This is a genomic window from Amycolatopsis heterodermiae, assembly GCF_034929455.1.
Taxonomy (GTDB): domain Bacteria; phylum Actinomycetota; class Actinomycetes; order Mycobacteriales; family Pseudonocardiaceae; genus Amycolatopsis; species Amycolatopsis heterodermiae.
In genome coordinates, this window is record NZ_JAYFSI010000015.1 from 124754 (window position 1) to 137922 (window position 13169).

A 13169-nucleotide genomic window follows, 5' to 3' on the forward strand; every position below is an offset into this window, starting at 1 on the left:
TGCCGTCGTAAGGTGGAGGCATGTCCGTTCGTGCCCCGCTGGTGCCCGGCGTCCAAACGCCGCGCCGTGACGTCCCCAGTTCCATCGCCCGTCCCGAATACGTGGACAAGCCGGCGCCGAAGAGGGACACCGGCAACGGCGTACGCACGCCCGAGGTGATCGAGGCGATGCGGGTCGCGAGCCGGATCGCGGCGCAGGCGCTGGAGGAGGGCGGCAAGGCCGTCAAGCCGGGCGCGACGACCGACGACATCGACAAGGTGGTCCACGAGTTCCTGCTCGACCACCACGCCTACCCTTCGACGCTGGGCTACCGCGGTTTCCCGAAGTCGTGCTGCACCTCGCTCAACGAGGTCATCTGCCACGGCATCCCGGACTCGACGGTGCTCGAGGACGGCGACATCTGCAACATCGACGTCACCGCGTTCATCGGCGGCGTCCACGGCGACACGAACGCGACGTTCCTGGCGGGCGACGTCTCCGAGGAGGTCCGCCTGCTGGTGGAGCGCACCCGCGAGGCGACGCTGCGCTCGATCAAGGCGGTCCGCCCCGGCCGCCGGCTCAACGTGATCGGCCGGGTCATCGAGGCGTACGCCAAGCGCTTCGGCTACGGCGTCGTCCGCGACTTCACCGGCCACGGCGTCGGCCCGTCGTTCCACACCGCGCCGACGGTGCTGCACTACGAGGAGCCCTCGGTGGAGACGGTGATCGAGGAGGGCATGACCTTCACGATCGAGCCGATGATCACCCTCGGCACCATCGACTACGACATCTGGCCGGACGACTGGACCGTAACCACGAAGGACAAGAAGTGGACGGCCCAGTTCGAGCACACCCTGGTGGTCACGGCGGACGGCGCCGAGATCCTCACCCTGCCCTGACGCACCGACATCGTGTCGACTCGCCAATCACGCGAGTCGACCCTCTGATCACGCGTGTCGACTCGGCAATCACGCGTGTCGGCTTCCGGATCACCGGGTCCATCCGGAAATCCCGGGCGCCGAAACGAGTCTCTGTGCTTGAAAGGTCGACACGCGTGATCGGAACGCCGACACGCGTGATCCCCGCGACGACACGAAACGGCCCTTCCACGCCGAGGCGAGGAAGGGCCGTTCGCCGGGCTCAGCTGCTGGTCGCCTTCTGGTAGCAGCGCACCGAAAGCGGCACGAACACCGCCAGCAGCACCGCGATCCACAGCACCGACGCCAGCACCGCGTGCTGCATCGGCCAGACGTCGTGGGCCGGCATCGCCGCGCTCGTGTTGCCGAACAGCTCCCGGGCCGCCTGGGTGATCGCCGAGATCGGGTTCCAGTCGGCGATCGCGCGCAGCGGGCCCGGCAGGCGGCCGCTGTCGACGAACGTGTTGGCCAGGAACGTCAGCGGGAAGATCGCGATGCTCGAGACGTTGTTGAACACCTCGGGCTTGCGCACGGCCAGCCCGATCGTCCCCATCACCCACGACAGCGCGTAGGCGAACGCGAGCAGCAGGAGCACGCCGCCCAGTGCCTCGAAGACGCCGGTGTGGATGCGCCAGCCGACCAGCAGGCCGACCAGGCCCATGATCAGCAGGCTCGCCACGTTGAGGATCAGGTCGGCGGTCGTCCGCCCGATCAGCACCGCGGCCGGCGACATCGGCAGCGAGCGGAACCGGTCGATGATGCCCTTCTGCAGGTCGTCGGTCAGCCCGTAGCCGGTGACGATGCTGCCCATCGCCACGGCGAGGGTGAAGATCCCCGGCAGCATGAACTCGCGGTACGACATGCCGGGGATGTCGATCACGCTGCCGAACACGTACCCGAAGAGCAGCACGAACATCACCGGGATGAACACGATGGACCCGAGCAGGTCCAGCGACCGGAAGATCTTGATCGAGTTGCGCTTGGCGATCGTCACGCCGTCGGTCACGGCCATCTGCACCGCGTTCATCACACGGCCTCCTTCGCGGTCTCGGCCACCTCGTGGCCGGTGAGAGTGAGGAAAACGTCGTCGAGAGTGGGACGGCGGACGCCGACCTCGCGGACCTCGACCCCTTCCGCGGCCAGCAGGGCGAGGGCCTCGGTAAGCGCTTTCGCGCCGTGGGTCACGGGCACGGTGAGCTGGAACGCCTCGGCCTGCGGCTCGCCGCTGGCCAGCCGGGCCAGCGTCCGCCGCGCGGTCGCGACGTCGGCGTGCGTGCCGACGGTCAGCTCGATCCGTTCGCCGCCGACGAGGTCCTTGAGCTCGTCGGCGGTGCCGCGGGCGATCACGCGCCCGTGGTCGACGACGGCGATGCTGTCGGCGAGCCGGTCGGCCTCCTCCAGGTACTGCGTGGTCAGCAGCAGCGTCGTACCGCTCGCGACCAGCTCGGTGATGACGTCCCACAGCTCGGTGCGGGCCCGCGGGTCGAGCCCGGTGGTGGGCTCGTCGAGGAACAGCACCGGCGGGTTCGCGACGAGCGCCCCGGCCAGGTCGAGCCGGCGCCGCATGCCGCCGGAGTACGTCCGCACCGGCCGGTCGGCGGCGTCCTCGAGGCTGAACCGGGCCAGCAGCTCCCGGCCGCGGGCCTTGGCCCGCTTGGTGCCCAGGTGGTAGAGCCGCCCGACCATCTCGAGGTTCTCGGCCCCGGTCAGGTGCTCGTCGACGGCGGCGTACTGCCCCGACGCGCCGATGTGCGTACGCAGCTCGTGCGCGTCCCGCACGACGTCGAACCCGGCGACCGTCGCGTGGCCCGCGTCCGGCTTCTGCAGGGTGGTGAGGATCTGGACGGTGGTGGTCTTGCCGGCGCCGTTCGGCCCGAGCACACCGAGCACGGTGCCCTCCGGCACCGTCAGCGACATGCCGTCGAGCGCGGTCACGCTGCCGTACTTCTTGACGAGCCCTTCGGCCACGATGGCGTCTGACATCGGAATCCCCTTCAGTGTCAACGGTTTCAGGCCCGGCGGACGACGATGTCGCCGGTGTAGGAGCGGGCGCGGACCTCGACGGTCTCGTCGGTCTGCCCGGGACCGTCGGCCGCGGTGAGCGAGTTGTGCACCCGGCCGGTGAGCGAGTTGAGGGTCAGCCAGGCGGCGCTGCCCTCGCGGATGCCGACCTCGATCTCGCCGACCGCGGTCTCGAGCACGACGGAGTCGCGGATGACCTCGCCGATCCGGACGTCGCCGGCGGCCGTCTTGGCGTTCACGGCCGTGTGCGCGACGTCGACGAGGATGTCGCCGTTGGCCGAGTTGACCCGCAGGTCGCCGGTCACGGTGCCGATCCGGGTCTCGCCGCTGGAGTTCTTCAGCACGGCCGAGCCGTCGATCTCGCGGATCCGCAGGTCGCCGGTGCCGGTGCTGAGCTCGGCGTGGTCGGACGCGTGCTCGACGGTGACGTCGCCGAGCGCGGTGACGGCCTCCAGCCGGGTCGTCCGCTCGAGGTGCAGGTTGCCCATCGACGTCTTGAACCGGCAGTCGCCGAGCGACCCGGTGGCCCGGAAGTCGCCCATCGCGGTGGTGCCGCGGATCCGGGAGCCGGAGGGCAGCTCCACCGTGACGACGATCGAGCCGCCCTTGCCGAAGAGCTTCGTGTAGTACTTCGGGCCCTTGACGAGCAGGGCGCCGTCGGAGAACTCGACCTGGGTCTTCTTGACGGCGGCGACGTCGTCGCGGTCGTGCGGGTCGACCGGGAGGATCTCGACGACGGTGTCGTCGCGGTCGCTCGCGGCGATCCGGACGTCGGCGGCGCTGGCGTCGATGGTCGCGGTGATCGGTTCGGGGGTAGCGAAAACGGGCATGGCTGCGCCCTCCTGGGGTGCGTCGGTGGCGTCTCCGCAGGTCGGAGACGTGAAGGGAAAGAGCGGTGGTTACCGGACCCAGCCGGTGTAGTTGTCGCCGTAGAGCGAGTTGCGGCGCCGCGGGGCGCTCTTGTCGGGCCCGAGCCCGGCGCTCGCCGCCCGGACGAGCCAGGCGTTGGTCGAGATCCGCTCCCGGGCCGCCGCCTCCTCGACCCGCTGCTTGAGCTGTTCGGGCAGGCGGAGGTTGATCCGGGCGACCGCACCGTCGTCGGGTTCCAGGGGCGGCGCGGGCGTCTCCTGGGGTTCCGGCTCGGGTGCCGTGGGCACCGAGACCGCGAACTCGGCGTCGCGGCGGCGGAGGCGCACCTCGACGGAGCCGGGGGCGAGGTCGCGGGTGATCTCGTCGGCCGCGGCCGAAAGCGCGTCGAGCAGGGTCAGCCGGATCGCCGACTCGAGCGGCGCGGTGAGCCGCTCGGCGAGGGCGACGGCTTCTTCGCCCGCCGCTTCGGCGGCGACCGCGAGCTCCCGCCGGAGTTCGTCCACGAAGGGCGTCAGGTCCATGGCACAACTATGGCGCCATCGTGGCACCACGACAACCCTGAATTGGCACCCTTAGGGGTCGCCGGTGGTGCCAGATCAGGTAAAAGCCCAGCTCAGGCCGTTTCGATCCGGGACAGCAGCTCGTCCAGGAACCCGCAGGCCTCGGCCGCGGCCCGGTCCGCGTCGCGGTCGGCGATGGCGTCCGCGAGGCCTTCGTGGCCGATCTCGGGCATGTGCCCGGCGCCGGGCGTGATGCTGGACGTCGCCGCGACGCTCGCCGTGATGACCTCGGTCAGCCCGCGGTACAGCTCGGTGAGCAGGCCGTTGTGGCTGCTGCGGACGACCGCGCAGTGGAACTCCGCGTCGGTGCGCGCGAAGTCCGGCCAGCGGCCTTCCTGCAGTTCGACGTCGCGGCGGGCCAGCAGCGCGCGCAGCTCGGCGACGTCCTCGTCGGTCCGCTCGGCCGCGGCGAGCCGGGCGCCCTCGACCTCGAGGGTGCGCCGGACCTGCAGGACCTCGCGCAGCTCGTCGCCGCACAGCCGGCGGATCGCGCCGGAGACCTCGCTGGTCGCGCGCACGTAGGTGCCGTCGCCCTGGCGGACCTCGAGGATGCCGGTGTGCGCGAGCGCGCGCACGGCCTCGCGGATGGTGTTGCGGCCGACGCCGAGCTGTTCGCCCAGCTCGACCTCGGTGGGAATGCGCTCGCCGATGGGCCATTCGCCCTGCGTGACCGCGGTCCGCAGCTGGTCGATGACCTGGTCGACGAGGCCTGCCCGCCGGGTGGTGGCCAGAGGCACAGGAGTTATCCCTTCATCCAATCATCCTACGTATGCGATAGTAGCTGGTATGCCCGTCGAATCCCGTGAATCAGCACTCGAACCCGAACTGGACGGCGCGATCGAGACGCGCACGCCCGGCGTGGTCGCCGGCGGCGCGCTGCTCGCGGTCGCCGTGGTGCTGACGGCGCTCAACCTGCGTCCGGCCATCACCGGCGTCGGCCCGATGCTCGCCGAAATGCGCGCCGGCCTGGGTGCTTCCGTGCTCTGGGCGGGTGTGCTGACCACGTTGCCGACGCTCTGCTTCGCCGGCGCCGGGCTCGCCGCGCCGCTGCTCGCCCGCCGCGCCGGGATCGGCGCCGCCATCGCGGTCGCCCTGAGCGCGCTCGCGGCCGGGCTGGTGCTGCGCGTGCTCGACGGCCCGTACGTCGTGCTCGGCGGGACGCTCGTGGCCACAGCCGGGATCGCCCTGATCAACGTGCTCATCCCGGTCGTCATCAAGGGCTCCTTCCCGGCGCGCATCGGCCTGATGACCGGCGTCTACACCGCCGCTCTGCAGGGCGGTGGTGCGCTCGGGTCGGCCGTGACCCCGCAGCTGGGCGACGCGTTCGGCGGCTGGCGCCCGGCGCTGGGCAGCTGGGCGGTGGTGGCCGTCGTCGCGCTCGCCGCGTGGATTCTCGCAGCCCGCGGCACCGGCCGGGCACCGCGTCACACCGAAGCGGCCGAGGGCGGCCGTTCGCTGCTGCGCAACCGGCTGGCCTGGGTTGTCACGGTCTTCTTCGGCCTCCAGGCCTTCTACGCCTACGCGGCGATGGGCTGGTTCCCGCAGGTGCTGATGGACGCCGGCGTGTCGCGTGACCACGCAGGCCTGCTGTTCGGCCTGGTCTCGCTGATCGCGGTGCCGATCAGCCTGGTCGTGGCGCCGATGGCCGCCCGGCAGCGCGGCCAGGGCGGGTGGATCGTGCTCTTCGGCCTGTTCGGCGTCGCCGGCACGGCGGGGCTGATGCTCGCCCCGGCGTGGTCGCCGCTGCTGTGGAGCCTGCTGATCGGCCTGGGGATGAGCGTCTTCTCGCTCGCCTTGACGGTCATCGCGCTGCGGGCGAAGACCGGCGCCGACACCGCCCGGCTGTCCGGGATGGCGCAGGGCTTCGGCTACCTGTTCGCCGCGCTCGGCCCGTTCCTGTTCGGCCTGCTGCACGACGCCGCGGGCGGCTGGACGGTCCCGCTGGCGATGCTGCTGGGCCTGCTCGTGGTGCAGATGGTCTTCGGTGCGCTCGCCGGGCGGCACCGGTTCGTCTGATTCTTAACAGTTAATGCCGGTTCGCGGCGGTTCGGCGGCTTAAGATCGGCCGATGGCGGTTCCGTCGCCGGCCCTCGGGACGTTGCTGCGCACCGGCCCGTTCGACGCGGCCCTGCGCGCGGCGATCCGTGCCCGCGGGCTGAGCCTCGACCGCCTGCGCGAACACCTGCACGCCCGCGGCGTCTCGGTCACGACGGCGACGTTGAGCTACTGGCAGTCCGGCCGCAGCCGCCCGCAGCGGCGGGACTCGGTGCGCGGGGTGCGGCAGCTCGAAGTCGTCCTCGACGTGCCGCCGGGTTCGCTCGTCGCGCTGCTCGGCTCGCCCCGGCCGCGCCGGTCCGCGGCCGCCGAGATCGGCCGGTTCTGGCCGGACGGCGGGCGCATCGACGCCGCGGTGTCCGATGTGGACACCCGGTGGGACGAGCGGCTGACCCGGATCAGCCAGCACGACGTCGTCACGGTCGGGCCGGATCGGGAGGAGCTGGCGTTCCATTCACGGCAGGTGCTGCGCGCCGAGGCGGACGGCCCGGACCGCTGGGTGGTCATCCTGCACCTCGACGAGCACGACCGGCCGCTGCCGGAGGTGCGGTCGCTGCGGGGCTGCCACGCCGGGCGCAGCGTGCACAAGCCGGAGGACGGCCTGCTCGTCGTCGAGCTGCTCTTCGGCCGTCCGCTCGTCCGCGGCGAAACGGTGATCACCGAGCACACGCTCGTGAACCGCGCGCCGCACCCGCTGGCCACGAACTACGAACGGAAGTTCCGGCTCCCGGTCCGCGAATACGTGGTGGAAATCCGCTTCGACCCGGCCGCGGTGCCCCCGGTGTGCCGTCGTTTCGTCGAACGGGACGGGCAGCCGGCCGAATACGCCGACGTCGTCCCGGAATCCGGTGCGGTGCACGGGGTCGCGCTCAGCTTCGGCCCCGGCCGTTACGGTTTCGACTGGGAATGGGACACCAGTTAACTGTTAAGGCCCTGCGGATCTTCAATTCGGTGTTTCCGGCGATCTACCGTTTGCGCATTCCGCTCCCCGAGCCGAGGAGAAAAGCATGCGCAGGATCGTTTCCGCCGCGAGCGTGGCCGCGCTGGCCGCGCTCGGACTGGGCATCCAGCCCGCTCAGGCCGCGCCACCGGCACCGCCGTCCCATCCCCAGGCCGAGGTCGACGGCGTGGCCGCCGCGTTCGGCCTGTCCGCGGACCAGGCCCGGGGCCGCCTCGCCGCCCAGGACGGCGCCCACCGCCTGGCCTCGGCCCTGCCCGCCGCCGTCCGGCAGCAGTCGGCGGGGCAGTGGTTCGACGCGGCCACCGGGAAGCTGACCGTCGCCGTCACCACCCAGGCCGCCGCCGACCAGGTCCGCGCCACCGGTGCGGCGGCACAGGTCGTGGCCCGGAGCCAGGCCGAGCTGGACCGCACCGACGCGGCCGTGCGCGCGCTGGTCGGTAAGGGGGTGCCCGGCGTCTACGGCTGGGGCGTCGACGTCCGCGGCAACGAGGTCGGCGTCTCCGTCGACCGGACGAAGAAGACCGCCGCGACCGACAGTTTCCTCTACAGCGTAAGGGAACTCGGCGTCCGGATCACCGAGACGACCACCTCGCCGAAGCAGCAGTCGGGCACGATCCAGACCGGCAACCCGTGGTGGCCGGGCAGCGAGTCGAACTGCTCGGTCGGCTTCCCCGTCACGGATTCCGGCGGGGCCAAGCACTTCCTCACCGCGGGCCACTGCACGAACGACCGTGACCAGGCCGCGTACGGCGCGTCCGGCCAGCAGAACAAGGTCGGCACGTCGAACGTCGGCGGCACCCACAGCGTCAACGGCCAGGAAGGCGACATGGGCCTCGTCGCGGTGACCGAAGCGGGCTGGAACCTCTCGGCGTCGGTCAACACCTGGGGCCAGCCGGCGGTCACGCTCTCCGGCGCGGCCGAGGCCATGGTCGGCGACAGCGTCTGCCACTCCGGCAACACTTCCCACTGGCAGTGCGGCGAAGTGAAGTACACGCACAAGTCCGCCGACTACGGCAACGGCCTCATCATCGGCGACCTGACCTGGACGACGGCGTGCTCGCTCGGCGGCGACTCCGGCGGCGGCTGGCTGCTCGGCACCAAGGCCACCGGCCTGCACGACGGCGGCCCGTCGCAGTGCGTGCAGAACCCGAGCGACGGCGACATGTCCCTGTTCCAGCCGGTCATCGAGGCGCTGAACAAGTGGCAGCTCACGTTGGTGACCGGCGGCGGCACCGGCGACACGACGGCGCCGAGCGCGCCCGCCAACCCGCGGTCCACGGGCACGACGTCGAACAGCGTCTCCCTCGCCTGGGACGCGTCGACGGACAACACCGGTGTCACCGGCTACGACGTCTACAACGGTGCCACGCTCGCCACGAGCGTCGCGGGCACCAGCGCCACGGTCTCCGGCCTCACCCCGGACACGGCGTACTCCTTCACGGTCAAGGCGAAGGACGCCGCCGGGAACGCGTCGGCCGCGAGCGCCGCGGTGTCGGCCCGCACCCAGCCGGGCAGCGGCGGCAACCGCACGCTGACCAACGACACGGACTACGCGATCCGTGACTACCAGCAGGTGTTCAGCCCGATCGGCTCGACGCTGACCGGGAGCGCGGCCGCCTCGATCGGCGTCTCGCTGACCATCCGCCACACGTGCGCCGAAGACCTCGGCATCACGCTGCTGGACCCGAAGGGCAAGGCGTACGCGCTGAAGTACAGCGGCGGCAGCACGTGCACGCCGTGGAGCGGCCCCCGGACGTTCACCGTCCCCGCCTCTGCCTCCCCGGCCGCGGGCAAGTGGCAGCTGCGCGTGACCGACTACGGCCCCGGCGACACCGGGACCCTCGACACCTGGTCGATCACCCTCTGAGGGCTCCCGCGGGCCGGGCGGTCACCCCGCCCGGCCCGCGGTGACTCAGTCCAGGGGCAGGTTGAGCAGCGCGTTCTCGATCAGCTCCGGCATGGCCGGGTGGATCCAGTACTGCCCGCGGGCCATCGCGTGCGCGTCCAGGCCGAAGCTCATCGCCTGGATCAGCGGCTGGATGACGCTCGACGCCTGCGGCCCGATGATGTGCGCGCCGAGCAGCTGCCCGGTCGCGGGGTCGGCGAGCAGCTTCGCGAAGCCCGTCGTGTCCTCCATCGCCCAGCCGTAGGCGATCCCGGCGTAGTCCTGCTTCGAGGTCACGTAGGAGACGCCCTTTTCGCGGGCCTTCTGCTCGGTGAGCCCGACGGACGCGACCTGCGGGTGGGTGAACACGGCGTGCGGCACGAACCGGTGGTCGGCCTTGATCCGCTCGTCCGGGTGCAGCAGGTTGTGCTGCACCACCCGGGATTCGTGGTTCGCGACGTGCTTGAGCTCGTGCGGCGAGGAGAGGTCGCCGAGCGCGTAGATGCCCTCGACGACGGTCTCCTGGTAGTCGTCGACCACGACGTGCCCACTGTCCATTGTGGTCACGCCGGTGGCGGCGACGTCGAGGAGGTCGGAGTTCGGCTTGCGCCCGGTCGCGACGAGCAGCAGGTCGGCCTCGACGGTCTCGGCGCCCTGCGGCCCTTCGAGGTCCAGCGCGACGCCGCCGTCCGTCTTGCGCGCCCGCACGGTCTTGCGCTCCAGCCGGACGTCGAAGCGTTCCGAAGCCAGCTCGGTGAAGCGGGCGCTGACGTCCTCGTCCTCGGAACGCAGCAGCCGCGCGGACCGGTTGACCAGCGTGACCCGCACGCCGAACGACGAGAAGACGTGCGCGAACTCGGCCGCGATGTACCCGCCGCCGAGGATGACGATCCGCTCGGGCAGCTCGTCGAGCCGCATCACCGTGTCGGAGGTGTGGTAGCCGGTGTCCTCGATGCCGGGGATGTCCGGGATCACCGGGCGCCCGCCCGCGGCGAGCACGAACTTGTCGGCGGTCAGCACCTCGTCCGGGCGGCCGTCGGCGAAGCTGACGCGCAGCTCCTTCATCCCGGTGAACCGGCCGGTGCCCTCGTAGACGTCGACGTTCTTGTTGTCCTCGTGGCTGCGCCGGTACTCCGCGCCGCCCGCGGCGATCGGGTCGATGCGCCCGAAGATGCGGTCGCGGATGTCGCGCCAGCGCACGCCCTTGAGTTCCTCGTCGACGCCGTAGCGCGCGCTCTCGGCGGGCGTGTACGCGACGTCGGCGGCGTAGACGAACATCTTCGTCGGGATGCAGCCGACGTTCAGGCAGGTCCCGCCGAAGGTCCCCTTCTCCACGATGGCCGTCTTCTTGCCGGCGAAACCGGGGCCGAGGATCGAGTTCCCCGATCCCGTGCCGACGATCACCAGGTCGTAGTGGGGCACTTCATCCTCCGCGGGCTCGTTCCGGACCGTTCACCCTAGCCAACCGTGGTCGCGAATCGCGTGTTCCCGGCTGTGCTTAACGTCGTATTACGTGCTCAGTGACCGGTCGCGGTGAAGTGCATCCGGTCCTTCGGGCTGGTCCACGCGCCGCCCCAGCTCCACCCGGCCGCCGCGAACGCGCGGACGGTGGCGTCGCCGGCCAGGACCATGCCGGGCCGCGCCCGCGAGCGGTCGACGTAGGCCGAGGCCAGCTCGGGCAGCACCAGGTCGCCCTGGGTGTAGGGGTTGCAGAACGGGTTGACGTCCACCGCCAGCCCGTAGGCGTGCGCCGACCAGTTCGTCTGGCCGCGCGCCGGCCGGCAGACGAACGCGCTGGTGGAGTTGCCGTCGCCGGTCGGCGGCAGGGTCAGCTCGGCCGGGCTGGTCACCCGCATCTCCTCGAGGGGGAAGTGGCGGGCGAAGAGCTGCCCGAACACCTTCGTGATCGCGGCCGCGCCCTTCGCGTTCACCAGCATCTCGCCGGTGTGCGCGCGGCCGTCGAAGCCCCAGAACGCCATCGTGAGGTAACGCAGGTCGGCCGCCTTGACCGGGCAGGCGGCCTGCCAGGTGCTGCGCGCGAGGACGGCGGCGGGCACCGCGCTGATCGTCGAGGCGTAGGCGTTCCCGGCCGGTGGGGGAAGGACGTCTTTTGTCGGAAGTGCCCGGTTCACCAGTTCGGGTGGCGTCGGCTCGATCTCGCCGAAGCCGTCCGGGCGGCGGGGGAGTGGCCGGGCACCCACCTGCCAGGTGACGGCGGGCGCGCTCGACGTCGCCGGCGACGCTTGTTTCACCGGGGCGGGGGGTTTGGACACGGTCGTCGTGACCGGCGTCGCGGCCACGGGCTGGGGCGTCGCAGGCACTTCCGACGTGCACGCGCCCAGCGTCAGAGCCATGACCGCCCCGAGCGCCGCCGTCGCTGTCCGTCGCATTCCGCAATCCTGACATAAACGTTCGGTGATCGCGGAGTCCACCCGTTTCAGTGACACCGCTTCGGGCTCACTCCGATTAGGGTATTCAGGGCCACCTGTTCACGCTGTGGAGTCGCGTGAGTGCCGTGCGCAGTGCCTTGTTCTTGGTTTCGAAGAGGGGAACGACCCATGTCCGTGAAGTCCCGCCGATCCCTGCTGCTCGTGAGCGGCGCGCTCCTCGCGGTCGCGGCGGTCGCCGTCCCGGTCGTGGTGAACACCGCTTCGGCGGACCCGGCGTCCGCCAACCAGCCCCGGATCGTCGGCGGCAACAAGGCCTCGCTCGACGACCACCCGTACGCCGTCTACCTGGCCGACACCGGCGGGAACCAGTACTGCGGCGCGGTGATCGTCAGCTCCACGGCGGTCGCGACGGCGGCGCACTGCGCGAAAGCCGTCGCGAAGCAGGACGTCCGGGTGGTGGCCGGCCGCGAGGACAAGCGCACCAACGACGGCCAGGTGCTGAGCGTGTCGAAGATCTGGATCAGCAAGGGGTACAACGACCCGACGCAGGGCAACGACATCGCGGTGCTGACCGTGCGCGGCCAGCTCGACTACCGGCCCGCGAAGCTGCCCGACAGCGGCGACCCGTCGGTGTACCGCGAGGGCACGCAGGCAACGGTGCTCGGCTGGGGCCGCGTCGCCGACGGCGGCGACCGGTCCGACTACCTGCGCAGCGCCCAGGTCCCGGTGATCGGCGACAAGGACTGCAACTCCGACTACGACGTCTACGACCCGAAGACCATGGTGTGCGCGGGATACGCCGACGGCGGCGTCGACGCGTGCCAAGGCGACTCCGGCGGCCCGCTGGTCGTGGGCGACACGCTGATCGGCCTGGTGTCCTTCGGCGACGGCTGCGGCAAGGCCGGCAAGCCGGGCGTCTACACGCGCGTTTCCGCGTACGTGGACGACATCCAGCAGCAAGCCAACCCGCGCCTGCTCGGCTGAGCGTGGTAAGCAGGGGTATGCCGACCCTGCACGACGCGACCGGCCCCGAGCTGACCGCCGCCCAGCTGCACGACATCCTGCGCCTGCGGGTGGACGTCTTCGTGGTGGAGCAGAAGGCCGCCTACCCGGAACTGGACGGCCGCGACCTCCTGCCGGACACCCGCCACCTCTGGTTCGCGGACGGCAACGTCCTGTCCTACCTCCGAGTCCTGCTGGACCCGGGTGGTATCCGCCGCATCGGCCGGGTAGTCACGGCCGCCCAGTCCAGAGGGCAGGGCCTGGCAGCCCACCTAATGGACGCGGCGCTGACGATCCCCGGCGAATACGTCCTGGACGCCCAAACGTACGTCCAGGGTTTCTACGCGCGCTACGGCTTCGCAGCCGAAGGCCCCGAATACACCGACGACGACGGAATCCCCCACATCCGCATGCGCCGCCCCGCCTGACCCGCGAGTGTCGTCCCCCCAATCACGCGTGATGCCCCTCTGATCACGCGTGATGCCTCTTCAATCACGCGAGAAGCCCGCCGGAGCACGCGAAAAGCCC

The 13169-nt window shown here is 71.2% G+C and carries 13 protein-coding genes; 6 read left to right on the forward strand and 7 right to left on the reverse strand.

Annotated elements, in window-relative coordinates; genetic code table 11:
* The first annotated feature begins 20 nt into the window (after positions 1 to 20).
* Positions 21 to 878, forward strand: a complete 858-nt coding sequence (gene map / locus VA596_RS43095; protein ID WP_323335578.1) for a type I methionyl aminopeptidase — start codon at positions 21 to 23, stop codon at positions 876 to 878.
* A gap of 241 nt (positions 879 to 1119) precedes the next feature.
* Here the strand turns inward: map and VA596_RS43100 are convergent, their stop codons facing one another.
* From VA596_RS43100 to VA596_RS43120, 5 genes are all read right to left on the reverse strand, one after another.
* Positions 1120 to 1923: an ABC transporter permease gene (locus VA596_RS43100; RefSeq protein ID WP_323335579.1), complete on the reverse strand. Its 804-nt coding sequence runs from the start codon at positions 1921 to 1923 to the stop codon at positions 1120 to 1122.
* A complete protein-coding gene (locus VA596_RS43105; RefSeq protein ID WP_323335581.1) occupies positions 1923 to 2879 on the reverse strand; it encodes an ATP-binding cassette domain-containing protein in 957 nt (318 codons plus the stop codon). The genes VA596_RS43100 and VA596_RS43105 overlap by 1 nt, the downstream gene beginning before the upstream one ends.
* Positions 2880 to 2905: 26 nt before the next feature.
* Positions 2906 to 3748: a DUF4097 family beta strand repeat-containing protein gene (locus VA596_RS43110; RefSeq protein WP_323335583.1), complete on the reverse strand. Its 843-nt coding sequence runs from the start codon at positions 3746 to 3748 to the stop codon at positions 2906 to 2908.
* Between the two features lie 69 nt (positions 3749 to 3817).
* Positions 3818 to 4309, reverse strand: coding sequence for a toxin-antitoxin system HicB family antitoxin (locus VA596_RS43115; RefSeq protein WP_323335585.1), 492 nt, complete (start codon positions 4307 to 4309; stop codon positions 3818 to 3820).
* A gap of 92 nt (positions 4310 to 4401) precedes the next feature.
* Positions 4402 to 5085 carry a FadR/GntR family transcriptional regulator gene (locus VA596_RS43120; RefSeq protein WP_323335586.1) on the reverse strand — a complete coding sequence of 228 codons (684 nt, stop codon included), beginning with the start codon at positions 5083 to 5085 and terminating at the stop codon, positions 4402 to 4404.
* Positions 5086 to 5134: 49 nt separating this feature from the next.
* Here VA596_RS43120 and VA596_RS43125 point away from each other — a divergent pair, with 49 nt between their 5' ends.
* The 3 genes from VA596_RS43125 to VA596_RS43135 all read left to right on the forward strand — a co-directional run bounded on the left by VA596_RS43125 (position 5135) and on the right by VA596_RS43135 (position 9231).
* A complete protein-coding gene (locus VA596_RS43125) occupies positions 5135 to 6364 on the forward strand; it encodes a CynX/NimT family MFS transporter (protein ID WP_323335588.1) in 1230 nt (409 codons plus the stop codon).
* A 52-nt stretch (positions 6365 to 6416) separates the two neighbouring features.
* Entirely contained in the window at positions 6417 to 7325 is a 909-nt protein-coding gene (locus VA596_RS43130; protein WP_323335590.1) for an XRE family transcriptional regulator, read from the forward strand.
* A gap of 85 nt (positions 7326 to 7410) precedes the next feature.
* Entirely contained in the window at positions 7411 to 9231 is a 1821-nt protein-coding gene (locus VA596_RS43135) for a proprotein convertase P-domain-containing protein (RefSeq protein ID WP_323335591.1), read from the forward strand.
* Between the two features lie 45 nt (positions 9232 to 9276).
* Here the strand turns inward: VA596_RS43135 and VA596_RS43140 are convergent, their stop codons facing one another.
* Positions 9277 to 10671, reverse strand: coding sequence for a mycothione reductase (locus VA596_RS43140; RefSeq protein WP_323335593.1), 1395 nt, complete (start codon positions 10669 to 10671; stop codon positions 9277 to 9279).
* A 95-nt stretch (positions 10672 to 10766) separates the two neighbouring features.
* Positions 10767 to 11639, reverse strand: coding sequence for a M15 family metallopeptidase (locus tag VA596_RS43145; protein WP_323335594.1), 873 nt, complete (start codon positions 11637 to 11639; stop codon positions 10767 to 10769).
* Positions 11640 to 11807: 168 nt separating this feature from the next.
* Here VA596_RS43145 and VA596_RS43150 point away from each other — a divergent pair, with 168 nt between their 5' ends.
* Positions 11808 to 12623 carry a S1 family peptidase gene (locus VA596_RS43150; RefSeq protein WP_323335596.1) on the forward strand — a complete coding sequence of 272 codons (816 nt, stop codon included), beginning with the start codon at positions 11808 to 11810 and terminating at the stop codon, positions 12621 to 12623.
* 17 nt (positions 12624 to 12640) lie between these two features.
* Positions 12641 to 13069: a GNAT family N-acetyltransferase gene (locus tag VA596_RS43155; protein ID WP_323335597.1), complete on the forward strand. Its 429-nt coding sequence runs from the start codon at positions 12641 to 12643 to the stop codon at positions 13067 to 13069.
* Positions 13070 to 13169 lie beyond the last annotated feature (100 nt).

Coding starts and splice junctions, on each gene's coding strand:
- VA596_RS43145 (WP_323335594.1), bottom strand. CDS start 11,639: ATGCGACGGACAGCGACGGCGGCGCTCGGGGCGGTCATGGCTCTGACG.
- VA596_RS43115 (WP_323335585.1), bottom strand. CDS start 4,309: ATGGACCTGACGCCCTTCGTGGACGAACTCCGGCGGGAGCTCGCGGTC.
- VA596_RS43135 (WP_323335591.1), top strand. CDS start 7,411: ATGCGCAGGATCGTTTCCGCCGCGAGCGTGGCCGCGCTGGCCGCGCTC.
- VA596_RS43100 (WP_323335579.1), bottom strand. CDS start 1,923: ATGAACGCGGTGCAGATGGCCGTGACCGACGGCGTGACGATCGCCAAG.
- VA596_RS43105 (WP_323335581.1), bottom strand. CDS start 2,879: ATGTCAGACGCCATCGTGGCCGAAGGGCTCGTCAAGAAGTACGGCAGC.
- map (WP_323335578.1), top strand. CDS start 21: ATGTCCGTTCGTGCCCCGCTGGTGCCCGGCGTCCAAACGCCGCGCCGT.
- VA596_RS43110 (WP_323335583.1), bottom strand. CDS start 3,748: ATGCCCGTTTTCGCTACCCCCGAACCGATCACCGCGACCATCGACGCC.
- VA596_RS43155 (WP_323335597.1), top strand. CDS start 12,641: ATGCCGACCCTGCACGACGCGACCGGCCCCGAGCTGACCGCCGCCCAG.
- VA596_RS43125 (WP_323335588.1), top strand. CDS start 5,135: ATGCCCGTCGAATCCCGTGAATCAGCACTCGAACCCGAACTGGACGGC.
- VA596_RS43130 (WP_323335590.1), top strand. CDS start 6,417: ATGGCGGTTCCGTCGCCGGCCCTCGGGACGTTGCTGCGCACCGGCCCG.
- VA596_RS43150 (WP_323335596.1), top strand. CDS start 11,808: ATGTCCGTGAAGTCCCGCCGATCCCTGCTGCTCGTGAGCGGCGCGCTC.